Source organism: Nocardioides sp. InS609-2, from assembly GCF_023208195.1.
Taxonomy (GTDB): domain Bacteria; phylum Actinomycetota; class Actinomycetes; order Propionibacteriales; family Nocardioidaceae; genus Nocardioides.
In genome coordinates this window covers 33341-46659 of the sequence record NZ_CP060034.1, presented here as the reverse complement: position 1 = coordinate 46659, position 13319 = coordinate 33341, and the positions used below count along the sequence as shown (strand labels likewise).

The 13319-nt window shown below is 69.7% G+C and carries 15 protein-coding genes; 5 read left to right on the top strand and 10 right to left on the bottom strand.

Annotation, left to right across the window (positions count from 1 at the left end; genetic code table 11):
- Positions 1-99: 99 nt before the first annotated feature.
- Entirely contained in the window at positions 100-897 is a 798-nt protein-coding gene (locus tag H4Q84_RS00275; protein WP_248581441.1) for a hypothetical protein, read from the top strand.
- A gap of 9 nt (positions 898-906) precedes the next feature.
- Here the strand turns inward: H4Q84_RS00275 and H4Q84_RS00270 are convergent, their stop codons facing one another.
- The 5 genes from H4Q84_RS00270 to H4Q84_RS00250 form a co-directional block, all read right to left on the bottom strand.
- Positions 907-2406 (bottom strand): amino acid permease, encoded by a 1500-nt coding sequence (locus H4Q84_RS00270; protein WP_248581440.1) that lies wholly within the window; start codon positions 2404-2406, stop codon positions 907-909.
- A 232-nt stretch (positions 2407-2638) separates the two neighbouring features.
- A complete protein-coding gene (locus H4Q84_RS00265) occupies positions 2639-3874 on the bottom strand; it encodes a hypothetical protein (protein WP_248581439.1) in 1236 nt (411 codons plus the stop codon).
- A 74-nt stretch (positions 3875-3948) separates the two neighbouring features.
- Positions 3949-4341, bottom strand: a complete 393-nt coding sequence (locus H4Q84_RS00260) for a hypothetical protein (protein WP_248581438.1) — start codon at positions 4339-4341, stop codon at positions 3949-3951.
- 20 nt (positions 4342-4361) lie between these two features.
- Positions 4362-6266: a 1-deoxy-D-xylulose-5-phosphate synthase gene (gene dxs, locus H4Q84_RS00255; protein ID WP_248581437.1), complete on the bottom strand. Its 1905-nt coding sequence runs from the start codon at positions 6264-6266 to the stop codon at positions 4362-4364.
- 41 nt (positions 6267-6307) lie between these two features.
- Positions 6308-6769, bottom strand: coding sequence for an NUDIX hydrolase (locus tag H4Q84_RS00250; protein ID WP_248581436.1), 462 nt, complete (start codon positions 6767-6769; stop codon positions 6308-6310).
- Here H4Q84_RS00250 and H4Q84_RS00245 point away from each other — a divergent pair.
- Entirely contained in the window at positions 6768-7460 is a 693-nt protein-coding gene (locus H4Q84_RS00245; RefSeq protein ID WP_248581435.1) for a maleylpyruvate isomerase family mycothiol-dependent enzyme, read from the top strand. The genes H4Q84_RS00250 and H4Q84_RS00245 overlap by 2 nt on opposite strands.
- 4 nt (positions 7461-7464) lie before the next feature.
- A complete protein-coding gene (locus H4Q84_RS00240) occupies positions 7465-8136 on the top strand; it encodes an MBL fold metallo-hydrolase (RefSeq protein WP_248581434.1) in 672 nt (223 codons plus the stop codon).
- A 123-nt stretch (positions 8137-8259) separates the two neighbouring features.
- Here H4Q84_RS00240 and H4Q84_RS00235 read toward each other — a convergent pair whose 3' ends face one another.
- On the bottom strand, positions 8260-8673 hold the full coding sequence (locus tag H4Q84_RS00235; protein ID WP_248581433.1) for a DUF5709 domain-containing protein: 414 nt from the start codon (positions 8671-8673) through the stop codon (positions 8260-8262).
- Positions 8674-8736: 63 nt separating this feature from the next.
- Here H4Q84_RS00235 and trxA point away from each other — a divergent pair, with 63 nt between their 5' ends.
- Complete coding sequence (gene trxA / locus H4Q84_RS23305) at positions 8737-9402, top strand: thioredoxin (protein WP_349238393.1); 666 nt, start codon at positions 8737-8739, stop codon at positions 9400-9402.
- A gap of 541 nt (positions 9403-9943) precedes the next feature.
- Here trxA and H4Q84_RS00220 read toward each other — a convergent pair.
- Both H4Q84_RS00220 and H4Q84_RS00215 read right to left on the bottom strand, forming a co-directional pair.
- Positions 9944-10309 (bottom strand): hypothetical protein, encoded by a 366-nt coding sequence (locus H4Q84_RS00220; RefSeq protein ID WP_248581432.1) that lies wholly within the window; start codon positions 10307-10309, stop codon positions 9944-9946.
- A 382-nt stretch (positions 10310-10691) separates the two neighbouring features.
- Positions 10692-10895 carry a hypothetical protein gene (locus H4Q84_RS00215; protein WP_248581431.1) on the bottom strand — a complete coding sequence of 68 codons (204 nt, stop codon included), beginning with the start codon at positions 10893-10895 and terminating at the stop codon, positions 10692-10694.
- A gap of 91 nt (positions 10896-10986) precedes the next feature.
- Here H4Q84_RS00215 and H4Q84_RS00210 point away from each other — a divergent pair, with 91 nt between their 5' ends.
- Complete coding sequence (locus tag H4Q84_RS00210; RefSeq protein WP_248581430.1) at positions 10987-11616, top strand: sulfotransferase family 2 domain-containing protein; 630 nt, start codon at positions 10987-10989, stop codon at positions 11614-11616.
- Between the two features lie 3 nt (positions 11617-11619).
- Here the strand turns inward: H4Q84_RS00210 and H4Q84_RS00205 are convergent, their stop codons facing one another.
- Together H4Q84_RS00205 and H4Q84_RS00200 are read right to left on the bottom strand one after the other, a co-directional pair.
- The gene (locus tag H4Q84_RS00205) at positions 11620-12609 is read right to left on the bottom strand and encodes a GNAT family N-acetyltransferase (RefSeq protein WP_248581429.1); all 990 of its coding nucleotides are present in this window, start codon (positions 12607-12609) and stop codon (positions 11620-11622) included.
- A 44-nt stretch (positions 12610-12653) separates the two neighbouring features.
- The gene (locus tag H4Q84_RS00200; protein WP_248581428.1) at positions 12654-13316 is read right to left on the bottom strand and encodes a flavin reductase family protein; all 663 of its coding nucleotides are present in this window, start codon (positions 13314-13316) and stop codon (positions 12654-12656) included.
- Positions 13317-13319: the final 3 nt, after the last annotated feature.

The following is a 13319-nucleotide window of genomic DNA, read 5'->3' as shown; positions in this document are numbered from 1 at the left end:
GCCAGCCACTTCGCGGCCCACGAGCCCGCCTGGGCCATCGGCAGCACCATCCACATCGGCGACACCAGCTTCGACACCGGACACCGGGTGAAGGCGTTCGTGCAGACCACGCAGGGCGTCGTGCTCAGCGACACCGAGGGCGTCGTGTGGTCGGCCGACGGTCAGGGCGTGGTGAAGGTCGGCCGCACCGACGACCGGGTTCCCAACCTGGAGGCCGACGGGCCGCGGGCCGCGTGGGTCGACAACAGCGCGAAGGTCCCGGCGTTCGTGGTGCTCGACCAAGCCTCTGGCGAGGTCGTCTCGTCTGAGCTGACCAATGAGCAGGGCATGGGCACGCTCCGCGACGAAGCCAACCCGGCGGTCATCTTCGCTCTCGACGGCGACGAGCTCTACGTGCGTGACCCGCGCGGGGCCCTGGCCTGGAACTTCGTGACCGACGACGAGCGGGTGCTCGGCGCCGCCAACGGGTTCACGATCGACGACGTGCGGTCGGACAAGATCGCTTACTCGTCGGAGGAGCAGAGCGACACAGGCTCGACGTATCGCGTCGGCACCGACCTCTTGAGCGGCAAGGGGCTGCCCGTCTGGGACGGTTTTGAGCTGTCACCGGGGACGACCTACCTCCTCGGTGAGGACGAGCCCGACAAAGCGGCGGTCTTCAACGTGGCCACCGGCCAGGTCATCGATGCGAACCAGGCTGGCTACGACTTCTTCGCCGGCTTCGGCTGGGTCGATGACGACACGTTCGTCGGGCTCGGCCTCAACAAGCCGTACGACAGCACGCCGGTCGACCTGCTCACGTGCGACGTGGCCGGGCCGTGCGAGGTCACAGCAGCGGCGATCGGCTCGGTCGACGACGGGATCGTGCTGCCGAACGGAGCGTCGATCGACGGCTGACCGGTCGGGTCAGGCGGTCGGCTGCTTCGCACCCTCGGCCTCGCGCAGCCCGACCCGGCTGTGGTTGCGGGAGTAGGTGAAGTAGACGACGAGCCCGATGAGCATCCAGATCCCGAAGCGCAGCCACGTCTCGCCGATGAGGTTCAGCATCAGGTAGACGCACATCAGCACCGACAACGAGGCCACGAACCAGACGGCCGGCGTGCGGAACGCTCGGGGCAGGTCCGGCCGGGTCTTGCGCAGCACCAGGACACCGACCGACACCAGCACGAAGGCGAACAGCGTGCCGATGCTGACCAGGTCGCCCAGCGTCTCGAAGTCGACGAAGCCCGACAGGACGGCGACGCCGACGCCCGTGATGGCGGTGATGACGTGCGGGGTGCCGAACGTCGGGTGGACCTTGGCCAGCACCGGCGGCAACAGGCCGTCGCGGGCCATCGCGAACGCCACGCGGGTCTGACCCATCATCAGGATGAGTACGACGACCGTGAGGCCGATCGTCGCGCCGACGGCGATGATGTTGGCGATCCAGTCGACCCCCACCGCGTCGAACGCAGTCGCGAGCGGCGCCGCATCCTCGGGGTCGATCTCGGTGTAGTTCTGCATGCCGGTGACCACCAGGGACACCGCGATGTAGAGCACGGTCACGATGGCGAGCGACGACAGGATGCCGATCGGGACGTTCTTCTGCGGGTTCCTGGTCTCTTCAGCGGTGGTGGCGACCACGTCGAAGCCGATGAAGGCGAAGAAGACGATCGCCGCACCCGCGATCACGCCGCCGATGCCGTAGACCGCCGGGTCCAGACCGAAGATGCTGGAGATGAGCGGCGTCTTCCAGAACGAGGCCTCGCCGCCGGAGGCCGGCTTGCTGTCGGGGATGAACGGCGTGTAGTTCGACGTCTTGATGTAGGCGATGCCGACCACGATGACCAGCCCCACCACCGTGAGCTTGATGGCCACCACGATCTGGTTGACCCGGCTCGACAGCTTGATGCCGCCGATCAGGACCCCCGCCACGAGTAGCGAGATCAGGACCGCCGGCAGGTTGACGACGCCGTCGGACGCCGACCCGATCGAAGCCGGGATCTCAAGCGCCGTCCCGTCGAGCACGTTCTGGAGGTAGCCCGAGAAGCCCGCGGCGAGGGCCGAGGCGCCGACCGTGAACTCCAGCACGAGGTCCCAGCCGATGATCCAGGCGACGAGCTCGCCGAACGTCGCGTAGCTGAACGTGTAGGCGCTGCCCGCGACCGGCACCGTCGACGCGAACTCCGCGTAGCAGAGGGCTGCCAAGGCACACGCGAGACCCGCGATCGCGAACGAGATCGCAATGGCCGGGCCGCTGTTGGTGGCCGCCACCTGGCCGGTGTAGACGAAGATGCCCGCGCCGATGATGACGCCGACACCGAAGATCGTCAGGTCGAGGGCTCCCAGGTTCTTCTTGAGCTGGTGCTCGGGCTCCTCGGTCTCGGCGATGGACTGCTCGACCGACTTGGTGCGAAAGACGCTCATGGCGTGAACCTACGACTTACCTCCGGGTAGGTCACTCATCGGCCCCGCGCGCCGCACGAGGCCGAGGACCGTGTCCGCTGGCTTGAGCCCGTCGAGGATCCAGACGGTGCGGCACCCGAGCACCACGATCCAGTGCCACTTCACCCACGGCAGTTGGTCCATCCGGGCGGATGTCGGTCGTGATCCGACCTGTCTCGGAGCCTGACGAAATGCGGCTCGCTCCTGCGAGTCTTCAGTCCGGCACGCCGTACGCCGCGAGCATCCGTCGTCCCGCCTCGGCAGCCAGGTCGTCGGCGGACATCTGCAGCGTGTCCTCGAGCACGGCGTCCCAGTCGTCGCCGTCGGCCGCCCCCATCTTGTCGAGCAACTGCCAGAGCATGGGCTCGCCGTACAGGTCGACCAGCGCCTCGCACGCCCACCACGCCACGCCGTAGTTGGCCTCGGAGTCGGGTCCGTTGAAGGTCCTCGCATCCGGGAGCTTCAGCGATCTACTCGACGCAGCGATCAAGGCCGGTCGCGCGAGAGTGCGGTCGGCCTCGGCGATCGGCTGGACCGAGACGTACTCCGCGATGCCCTCGCTGAGCCAGGTCGGTGCGTGGTTGTCGCGGTCGGCGAGGGCTATGTGCGTCAGCTCGTGGCGGATCAGCCGGTCGCGCTGTGCCGGCGGAGCCGACAGCATCCGTGGGTGCAGCACGAGCCGAGTCGAGGCGGCCTCGTCGCCGCGCTGCCCCACCGGGACCGAGACGCCGTCGAGACGCTCGGGGTCGCCGCCCGGCAGGCCGGCGATCGCACTGAGCGCGCTGGTGCCGGACAGCGCGTAGACGACGACGTGCCGGTCCCAGTCGTAGGGCACCCGCGCACCGACGAGGTCGACGCCCGCGGCGACCGAGGCCAGCACCGCATCTGCCTGGTCGGCGCTCTGGTGGTCGAAGATGCCGAGCACGCCGGGCCGCTCGCGCACCACGATCGCGCGGGAGTCCCACGGCTGCCGACCAGAGGAGTCGTCGCCGCGCTCCTTCGCCAGCACGTACGACGACCCGTCGGGGCCGGGCGCGAAGCCGACCTCCTCGCGACTGACCACCGGCCACTGGTCGAATCCCGAGAGCTGGAGCCGGACCTCGACGAGCGCGGACCAGCGATCGCCCGCCCGGATCAGCGTTGCCGGGTCCAGCCGGTAGCGCAACCGGCTGATCGGCAGCTGGGCCAGGTTCGCGAAGTACGTCCGCTGGCGGCGTACGAGCTTGGGGTCGTCGTGGTCGACGGTGGCCAGGAACGCCTGCCTGTCGCCGGTCCGGACCGCCCGGGCGCGCGCCTTGAGCGTGGCGGTGAGTGCGTCGGCCACTTGTGGGGAGCCCGGTGTGGCCGGGGTCTGGTCTCCCCCGTCAACCAGGCCGCAACCCGTCAGCGCCGCCAGGAGGACGCCGACCAGCAGCCCGAGACCGGGACGGCGACTGCGCGGCTTGTCCATCACAGGGAGAACGACCGCGGCGCGGGTGCGGTTACGCGGTCGGAGGGCCGCATTGATACCCGGCTGACCGGGTATCACGTCGCCTCGGCGTCGTTGCAACGTACGCACAGCGAGAGCAACGACACCACAGCTCGGCCACCATCACTTCGCGAGCCGGGCTGCAGCGAGAACCACCGCGGGTAGTCGAGCGCGCCGTTGAGATCGACCCGAGGCAGTACGACGTCGAGCCAGGCGCCGTACGCCGTGTCCAGAACCCAACGATCTGTGGCAACGACGTCGCCGATCAGCTCACGCTGGCGCTCTTCCGCAACCGGGAGCCAGGCCGGAAGCCAGGTCAGCTCGTCGACCAGGGTGAGGGGAAGACCAGTTGGCGCGGCGATGCGCGCGGCTGCGGCGCTCTTCCCGCTGCCGGTGACTCCGTAGACCAGGATCCGTTGGGCTCGAAGGGGATCGGTCGCGACAGGCACCGGCGGATGCTGGTGCCGAGCTAGCGACCGAGATCCCCGTCGACCAGCGCGCGGCCGTCGCGCACGGCCGTGACGTCTTCCACGATGTCGCGCGCGATGGTCTGGGCCGACAGACCGATGCGTTCGAGGATCGCTGCGCGCTTGGCGTGGCCCAGGAACTCCTGCGGGATGCCGAGCAGCCGGAACGGCGTGGTGACGCCGGCGTCGTTGAGCGTCTGCAGCAGTACGGCGCCGCAGCCGCCGATGCGGCCGTTGTCCTCGATGCTCACTACGAGCTTGTGGTCGCGGGCCAGCTCGATGATGGCGGGGTCGACCGGCTTAACCCAGCGTGGGTCGACGACGGTGACACCGATACCTTGCGCGACCAGCCGCTCGGCGACGTCGACGGCTACCTCGGCCATCGAGCCAACAGCGACGACGAGCACGTCGTGGGTGCCGCTGCGCACGAGTACGTCGGCGCCGCCGGCCTTGCCGATCGCCGGGATGTCAGCGGGCGGAGGGCCCTTCGGGAAGCGCACCACCGTCGGGGCGTCGTCGACCTCGACGGCCTCGTTGAGCAGCTCGCCGACCCTGGCGGCGTCCCGCGGAGCGGCGAGGCGCAGCCCCGGCACGACCTGGAGGATCGACATGTCCCACATGCCGTTGTGGCTGGCGCCGTCGTCACCGGTGACACCGGACCGGTCGAGCACGAACGTCACACCGCACTTGTGCAGGGCAACGTCCAAGAGGACCTGGTCGAACGCGCGGTTGAGGAACGTCGCGTACAGAGCGAACACCGGGTGCAGGCCGCCCATCGCGAGACCGGCGGCAGACGTGACCGCATGCTGCTCGGCGATTCCGACGTCGAAGGTGCGCTCGGGGAAGCGGCGTGCGAACGCGTCCAGGCCGACCGGGTGCATCATCGCGGCGGTGATGGCCACGACGTCCTGGCGACGCTCTCCCAGCTCGACGACGGCGTCGGAGAAGTGGTCGGTCCAGATCTTGCCCTTGGGCTTCTCGGCACCCGTCTGCACGTCGAAGGGTCCGGGCGCGTGGAACTGGTCGGCCTCGTGCCGCTCGGCCGGGTCGTAGCCGAAACCCTTGCGGGTGATCGCGTGCACGATCACCGGGCCACCGAACCGCTTGGCCTTGGCGAGTGCCTGCTCCAGGGCGATGCGGTCGTGGCCGTCGACGGGGCCGACGTACTTGAGGCCGAGGTCCTCGAAGAGACCCTGCGGCGCCAAGGCGTCCTTCATGCCCTTCTTGACCGCATGCAGCGCGTCGTACGCCGCGGGTCCGACACCGGGCACGGCGTTGAGCCGCTTCTTGACGAGGTCGAGGACCTGCTCGTAACGCGGGTTGGTGCGCAGCGTGGTGAGCGCGGTGGCGAGGCCACCGATCGTCGGCGTGTAGGAGCGACCGTTGTCGTTGACCACGATGACGAGCCGGCTGTCGTGCTGGATGGCGATGTTGTTGAGCGCTTCCCAGGCCATGCCGCCGGTGAGCGCGCCGTCGCCGATGACGGCCACGACGTGCCGGTCCTCGCCCCGGATCCGGTAGGCCTTTGCCAGCCCGTCGGCGTACGACAGGGAGGTGGAGGCGTGGGAGTTCTCGACGATGTCGTGCTCGGACTCCGCCTGGCTCGGATAGCCGCTGACACCGCCCTCGTGGCGCAGGTTCTCGAAGCCCGCCATTCGGCCGGTCACCAACTTGTGCACGTAGGCCTGGTGGCCGGTGTCGAAGACGACCCGGTCACGCGGCGAGTCGAAGACCCGGTGGATCGCCAGGGTCAGCTCCACGACGCCCAGGTTGGGTCCGAGGTGGCCGCTGGTGCGCGCGCACGTCGAGATCAGGAAGTCGCGGATCTCCGCGGCAAGTGCGGTGAGCTCGGCGTCGCCGAGGCCGCGCAGGTCGCTCGGGGTCGAGATCGACTCCAGGTGCCCCATCTGACCTCCTTCATTTCCGGCGCGGTGTGCGGCGTTCGAGTCTAGGTGATCCGGGCGTAGACATCGGAGTCGAGCAGACCTGGCAGGGCGATCTTCAGGGAGCCCGTGAGAGGGAGGTCACCGAGTGAGACCGGGTCCACGAACAGCATCTGCCGGCCTTCGTGGCACTCGACGTCGTCGTCGGTGAGGTCGACGTGCGCGACGTACAGCGCGAACTCGTCGTCGGTGCGGCACTGATCGCTGTAGAACGAGAACTCACCGTGCAGCGTGAGCGCGCCGGGATCGAGCCTGACGCCGGTCTCCTCCTCGAGCTCGCGGTAGGCCGCCTGCTCGAAGGTCTCCCCCTCCTCGACACCGCCTCCGGGGAACCCCCAGCACTCGGGGTCGATGTCGGGGTGCTCGTCGCGTTCCTGAAGGAGCAGCCAGCCCCGGCGGTCGATCAGGGCGACGCTGGCGAACCGATGCATCCCGCCACCGTAGGTCACGGTGTTCAATGTCGTCATGGACGCCATCGAGTTGCTCCCCGACGCCACCCGGTCACTGACCCGCTCGGTCGACGGCCTCCCCGACGAGGCGTACGCCGAGCCGTCGCTGCTGCCCGGCTGGACCCGTGGCCACGTCATCGCCCACCTCGCCCTCAACGCCGAGGGTTTGGCCGGGGTCCTGAACGGCTTGGCCGCCGGTGAGGACGTGCCGATGTACGCCTCGAATGAAGCCCGCGACAACGACGTCGAAGAGCTCGCCACCGCCGAGCCCGCCGAGCTGCGCGACCGGCTCCTGACGGCGACGACCCAGTTCGCCGACGCGTGCGACCGGATGCCCGAGGAAGCCTGGACGGGCACTGTGCACCGCACCCCCGGCGGCGACGTGAGCTTCCCCGCTAGCCAGGTGCCCACCAAGCGGCTCGGTGAGGTCGAGATCCACCACGCCGACCTCGGCTCGGGCTACGACCGGACGATGTGGTCCGAGGAGTTCGCCACCGACATCGTGTCCAACATGTCGCGACGGCTGGATGCGCACGGCCCGCTCACGCTGCGAGCCAGCGACCTCGGCCGTTCGTGGCAGGTGGGCGGCGAGGGCGGACCCTGGATCGCCGGCACCGTGGCCGACCTGGGCTGGTGGCTCACCGGCCGCGGCGACGGCGACGGACTGACGTCCGAGACCGGGACCCTGCCCGCCGCCGGGAGCTGGTGAACCCATGACCTACAACGGAGAGGTCACCCCCGGCGGACCCGCCCAGACCCGCGAGGCAGGTGGCCTGAGGATCACCAAGCTGGCCGTCGATCCCGAGATGTCCAACAACTGCTACCTGCTGCGCTGCACCGACACCGGCGACCAGGTGCTCGTCGACGCCGCCGCCGAGTCCGGCCTGCTGCTCGACCTGATCGGGTCCGAGGGACTGCGCGCGGTCGTGACGACCCACCAGCACTGGGACCACCACCGGGCCCTCGCCGACGTGGTCTCGGCGACCGATGCCGTCGTGCTCGCTGGGGAGCCCGACGCCGACGCCATCACCGACCAGACCGGCGTCGACGTCACCCGCCGCCTCGTGCAGGGCGACACCGTCGAGGTCGGCACCTGCTCGCTGAAGGCCATCGCCATCGCCGGCCACACTCCGGGCTCGATCTGCCTCGTGTACGACGACCCCGACGGCCACCCGCACCTGTTCACCGGCGACTGCCTCTTTCCCGGAGGTGTCGGCTCGACGTTCGGCGACGCCGACGCCTTCGTCCAGCTCATCGACGAGGTCGAGGCCAAGCTGCTCGGCACGCTTCCCGACGACACCTGGTTCTACCCCGGCCACGGCAACGACGGGCGGCTCGGGGACGAGCGGCCGAACCTTGCTGAGTGGCGCGCTCGCGGCTGGTAGGTGCTTGAAGGGCCGGCCCGGGCGGTGAGCCACGAGCGCCGTTACCCCATCCTCCGCCCCCACCGATGGGCCCGGAACTGTGAGTATCGGCGCGTTACAAGGGGGCATCCGGTGGGACGGCCGTCACAGGTTGGTCTCGTCGATGACGTGCATGGCGGCCTCCTCGGCGCTCGCGCCGGCCCCGTCGATGCCGACGTCGGAGACGAACCGGTCGTCGGAGTCGCTGTCGGCCACCAGCCGGCCCGAGCGTTCGTCGCCGGGCGGCTCCTCGGCCGACGATTCGTCGGGGTCCCACTCCCCCGTCCACTCGGCACTGGCGGACTCGGGTTCCTCCCAGCCGAGCTGCCGGTCGATGGAGGCACCCTCTCGCTGCTCTGCGGCAGTGTTGCCGAAGCCCTGCGCGCTCGACCAGCGCTCGCGCGTGACGACGCCCTCATCGAGTACGTCGTCCACGCCGCGGTCGTCGAGGGTGTCCTCGGCCTGCAGCTGGGTCTCGTCGTCGACGCTGTACTCGCCGTTCTCCTCATGACCGTCCATGCCCCCATCATGCGCCCGGTACCGTCGAGGTGTCCCGACCGCGAACCCGCAGGAGAAGAACCCGTGCCACTGCTCGAGCTGACCACCGCATCCTTCGAGGAGACCGTGACCGGTCACGACATCGTGCTCGTGGACTTCTGGGCCGAATGGTGCGGCCCGTGCCGCCAGTTCGCGCCCGTCTACGAGAAGGCCGCCGTCGAGCACGACGACATCGTCTTCGGCAAGGTCGACACCGAGGCGGAGAAGGAGCTTGCGGCGATGGCCCAGATCACGTCGATCCCGACGCTGATGGCCTTTCGCGAGGGCATCCTCGTCTTCTCCCAGCCCGGCGCCCTGCCGCCGGCCCAGCTGCAGGGGGTCATCGAGGCCGTGCGCGGTCTCGACATGGCCGACGTGCACCGCCAGGTCGCCCAGCAGAACGACCATCCCGACGAGCTCGACCTCGACACGTTCGCTGCGGAGCACGCCGCGGGCGGGTTCGTGCTCGACGTGCGCGAGGCCGACGAGTACGCCGGGGGCCGCGTTCCCGGCGCCGTACACATCCCGATGGGCGAGCTGCCCACCCGCGTGGCCGAGCTGCCCGCCGGTCAGCGCGTGCTGGTGATCTGCCAGAGCGGCGGTCGCAGCCGGGCCATGGTCGACTTCCTCCAGGGCGAGGGTGTGGACGCGGTCAACGTCTCCGACGGCACTGCCGGCTGGGCGTCGCGCGGCTGGCCGTTGGACCGCTGAGGCGCGTCCTCGGAGCGTTCGACGTGCCACCTCGTCCTTCGAACAGGACTTGCTCGCACCAGTCCCAGGCTCCGCGGCCAAGACCCCGGCAAGCCCCGTCGGGTTGCCCGGAAGCTCGGGTTACTGCAATTTGGGGATGAAACTTCGGCCCATTCGCCCCACAGTCAACACACCACAGTACGGCGACTATTGGGGACGTCGGTCGTGGTCGCAATTTTGGGGGATTCATCATGGATCGCACATCAGCCCGTCAGTATCTGACAGCCGTCGGCGCCACCATCCTTATCTCGTCTGGCGCGATCGGCATCGGCTTCGGTCTCGGGCCTGCGCTTGCCGACGGGAACGGACCCGACGGCGGCAAGGTCGGGGTGTGTCACCGCACCGGCTCTGAGTCGAATCCGTACGTCTACATCAACGTGCCCGCGGACGAGGCCAATGGTCACATCACCGGTACTGACAAGCAGCACAATGAGAAGGTGACCTGGAACGAGGCAGGCACGTGGCGTGGTGTCCCACACAACGCCGGCGACCTGAGGCTCGACTACTTCGCGCCCGGTGGCAAGGCGGATTGCGACCAGCTCACGGTCACCACGCCGCCGCCCACCACCAGCAGCGCACCGCCCACCACCAGCAGCGCACCGCCCACCACCAGCAGCGCACCGCCCACCACCAGCAGCGCGCCGCCCACCACCAGCAGCGCACCGCCCACCACCAGCAGCGCACCGCCCACCACCAGCAGCGCGCCGCCCACCACCAGCAGCGCACCGCCCACCACCACCACCACACCCACCACCACCACACCCACCACCACCACACCCACCACCACCACACCGACCACCACCACACCGACCACCACCACACCGACCACCACCACACCGAGCGCCACGGTCAGCGGTAGCGCCACCACCGCCCCATCGTCCGGCGGCGGCGGAGGCGCAGGCGGCGGCGGAAACGGCGGCGGCGGCGGAAACGGCGGCGGCGGAAACGGCGGCAGCGGAAACGGCGGCGGCGGCGGAGTCGCGGGTGCCAGCGGCGGCGGCGCTGGAGTCGCGGGTGCCAGCGGCGCCCCCAGCACCCTGCCCAACACCGGTGCTGCCGAGCAGTTGGTCCTGACAGCCGGGACCGGGTTCGGGCTCCTCATGCTCGGAGTGATGCTCCTGCTGTCGATGGTTCGCGGTCGGCGTCCCCAGCCACGATGAGACGTGGGTGGAGCGGTCGTCTCCGTCCCACCCGATCATCTCGCCGAGCGATAGCCTGACTTCTGCGGCCAGCCCCCTCGGGGCTGGCCGCTAGAGCATCCGGCCGAGCAGACCGTCGCGGTCGACGAGGGTGTGCTCGAGCACTTGCCCGACGTGCTCCGCCAGAGCACGGAAGAACGTGACATGAAGCCACGGCAGGTCGTCGTGGCCGAGCAGCACCGCGATGCCGGTGAGGGGTATCAGCACCCGCTCGGTGACGTGCGCCAGGAGCAGACAGGCGGGGCCCTCGGCCATGTGCGCCTCACCGGCACGCGATTCACCATCCCGTCCCGGACCACGTCGAGTGGGCCGACGAGCCGAGGGCGCAGTGAAGTAGCCTCCAGGCGTGCTGATCTCGCCGAAGCTCCAGATGGTCTTCGTCCACGTGCCGAAGACCGGAGGCGTCTCGATCCAGCAGTTCCTCGACTCCCACGTCGAGGACCCGATCACCGGCAACGTGCGGCACGCGCGGCTCGGCTACATCCTGCGCAACTACCCCGAGACGCATGACTACTTCTCGTTCGGCTTCGTGCGCAACCCGTGGAAGCGGATGGTGTCCTGGTACTCCATGATGGAGGCCTGGAACCGCACCTGGGGCCCGGCCTCGGGCAAGCCCCAGGTCGAGCGCGGCGGCATGAAGGACGGCAACGAGCAGTGGCGCGCGGTCGCCGGCTACGCCGACTTCGAGGAGTTCGTGATGCGTGGCCCTGTCGACCTGCCGCGGGTCGGCCTCGCCCAGATCGACTACCTCACCGCGAAGCGCAGACGCGTCGACTTCATCGGCCGCACCGAGACCCTGGGCCGCGACCTGATGGTCGTCGCCGAGCGGCTCGGACTGCCGGCCGAGGAACCGCCGCACCGCAACAAGTCGAAGCACGGCACGCACGTCGACTACTACAACGACCGCACCCGGCAACGGGTCGCCGAGGTCTACGCCAAGGACATCGACGCGTTCGGCTACACGTTCGACGAGTAGGCGTCAGTCCAGCCGGCGCTGGTAGAGCGCACCCTGCGCCAGCAGCCGGTAGCCCAGCCGCTCGTTGACGCCGATCATGTGCTCGTTGGACGCGGCGTTCCACGTGTCCACGTGCGCGAGCTGCGGCTCGATCTCACGCAGCCAGCGCACCATGTCGGCCTTCAGCAGCTGCCCGAGACGGTGCCCGCGGTGGCTGGTGACCACGGACGTGTCGTGCTGCTCGCCGTACGTCGGCTGCTCGGGGTCGACGGCCACGACCGTGTGCCCGGCGATCTCGCCGGACTCCCGGTGCAGGGCAATGATCCGGTAGAAGCCGGGACCCCTTGCCAGCTGGGCGCCCTCGTACGCGCGGATGCGCTCCGGCGGGAACTCGTCGTCCTCGATGTCGAGGTCGTCGAGCGGCGCGTCGTTGATCGCCGCCGTTGCCTCGGCCAGCCGGTCGACCAGCTCGTCGGGGGTGCGCCCGTGGATGCGCATCAGCTCGTAGTCGCCGGCGTGCGGCAGGGCCTCTGCGTACAGCTCGTCGACCAGCCCGTCGGGCACGTCGAGAAGGTCGTGCCGGCGCCGTGCCGACACCATGGCCCGCCGGAAGCCGCGTGCGGCGGCGAATGCGTCGACGCCGTCGTCGTACCACGCCTCGACGGTGACGTTGGGGCGGTTCATCTCGCGGCACACGTCGAGCGCGGCGTCGAGCATCGCCGATCCGTGACCTCGGCGACGCAGGGCGGGATCGATGACGAGGTCGAGGAACGCGAGCTCGGGGTTGTCGTACTCCGTGGTGCTGACCACCAGGAAGCCGACCGGGCCGTCGCCGGTGGCGGCGAGGAAGTGTCGTCCGGGCTCGCCGTCCCAGCCGTGCCGGATCTCCATCTCCACGGAGTACGGCGTCGCGTCGGACTCGAAGGGCGAGTCGACCGCGCGCGCTGCGTTGGTCATGCGGACCAGCTCGGCGATGCCGCCGATGTCGTCGGGAGTGATCTCGTGCAGCTCCATACCGTCAGCGTGCCCCAACGAGTGGGCGGAGCGCACCCCGATTTTCAGACGCCGCCGGTGGAGCCGTAGCGGCCGCGGTGGAACGTCAGCCCGTGCACTCCCTCGCCGACGGCCAGGTCCTGCACGCGGCCGATCACCACGTAGTGGTCGCCCGCCTCGTGCACGGCGGTGATGGAGCAGTCGACGTACGCCGCGGCGCCGGTCAGCAGCGGCGAGCCGGTCGCCTCGCTGGGCCGCCACGACAGGCCGGCGAACTTGTCGGCACCCCGGCTGGCCATGACGTCGGAGATCTCGACCTGGTCGTCGGCCAGCACGTTGACGCAGAACGAGCCGGACCGCCAGATCAGCGGCCAGGCGCGCGACGTACGGGCCGGGCAGAAGAGCACGAGCGGCGGGTCGAGGGAGACCGATGTGAAGCTCTGGCAGGTGAGACCGACCGGTGTGTCACCGTCGACACCGGTCACGACGGCGACACCGGAGGCGAAGCGGCCCAGCACCTCGCGGAACTGGCGGGCGCGGGCCACGGCCTCCGGATCATCGGCGTGGACGCCGCTGTCCTCGCCCGGCCGGTACTCGAAGTCTCGGCCGAGCGGGTCGGTATCGTCGCCGTCGAAGGTGTAGTCGCCTAGCCAGCTGTGGATCAACGCCTCGTCAGGGCTCACGTGCCGCGGCCCACCGCTGTCTGCTGCGCGCTCCGGACCGGCCATGAC

Coding starts and splice junctions, on each gene's coding strand:
- H4Q84_RS00270 (WP_248581440.1), bottom strand. CDS start 2,406: ATGAGCGTCTTTCGCACCAAGTCGGTCGAGCAGTCCATCGCCGAGACC.
- H4Q84_RS00265 (WP_248581439.1), bottom strand. CDS start 3,874: ATGGACAAGCCGCGCAGTCGCCGTCCCGGTCTCGGGCTGCTGGTCGGC.
- dxs (WP_248581437.1), bottom strand. CDS start 6,266: ATGGGGCACCTGGAGTCGATCTCGACCCCGAGCGACCTGCGCGGCCTC.
- H4Q84_RS00245 (WP_248581435.1), top strand. CDS start 6,768: ATGGACGCCATCGAGTTGCTCCCCGACGCCACCCGGTCACTGACCCGC.
- H4Q84_RS00250 (WP_248581436.1), bottom strand. CDS start 6,769: ATGACGACATTGAACACCGTGACCTACGGTGGCGGGATGCATCGGTTC.
- H4Q84_RS00240 (WP_248581434.1), top strand. CDS start 7,465: ATGACCTACAACGGAGAGGTCACCCCCGGCGGACCCGCCCAGACCCGC.
- H4Q84_RS00235 (WP_248581433.1), bottom strand. CDS start 8,673: ATGGACGGTCATGAGGAGAACGGCGAGTACAGCGTCGACGACGAGACC.
- H4Q84_RS00215 (WP_248581431.1), bottom strand. CDS start 10,895: ATGGCCGAGGGCCCCGCCTGTCTGCTCCTGGCGCACGTCACCGAGCGG.
- H4Q84_RS00205 (WP_248581429.1), bottom strand. CDS start 12,609: ATGGAGCTGCACGAGATCACTCCCGACGACATCGGCGGCATCGCCGAG.
- H4Q84_RS00200 (WP_248581428.1), bottom strand. CDS start 13,316: ATGGCCGGTCCGGAGCGCGCAGCAGACAGCGGTGGGCCGCGGCACGTG.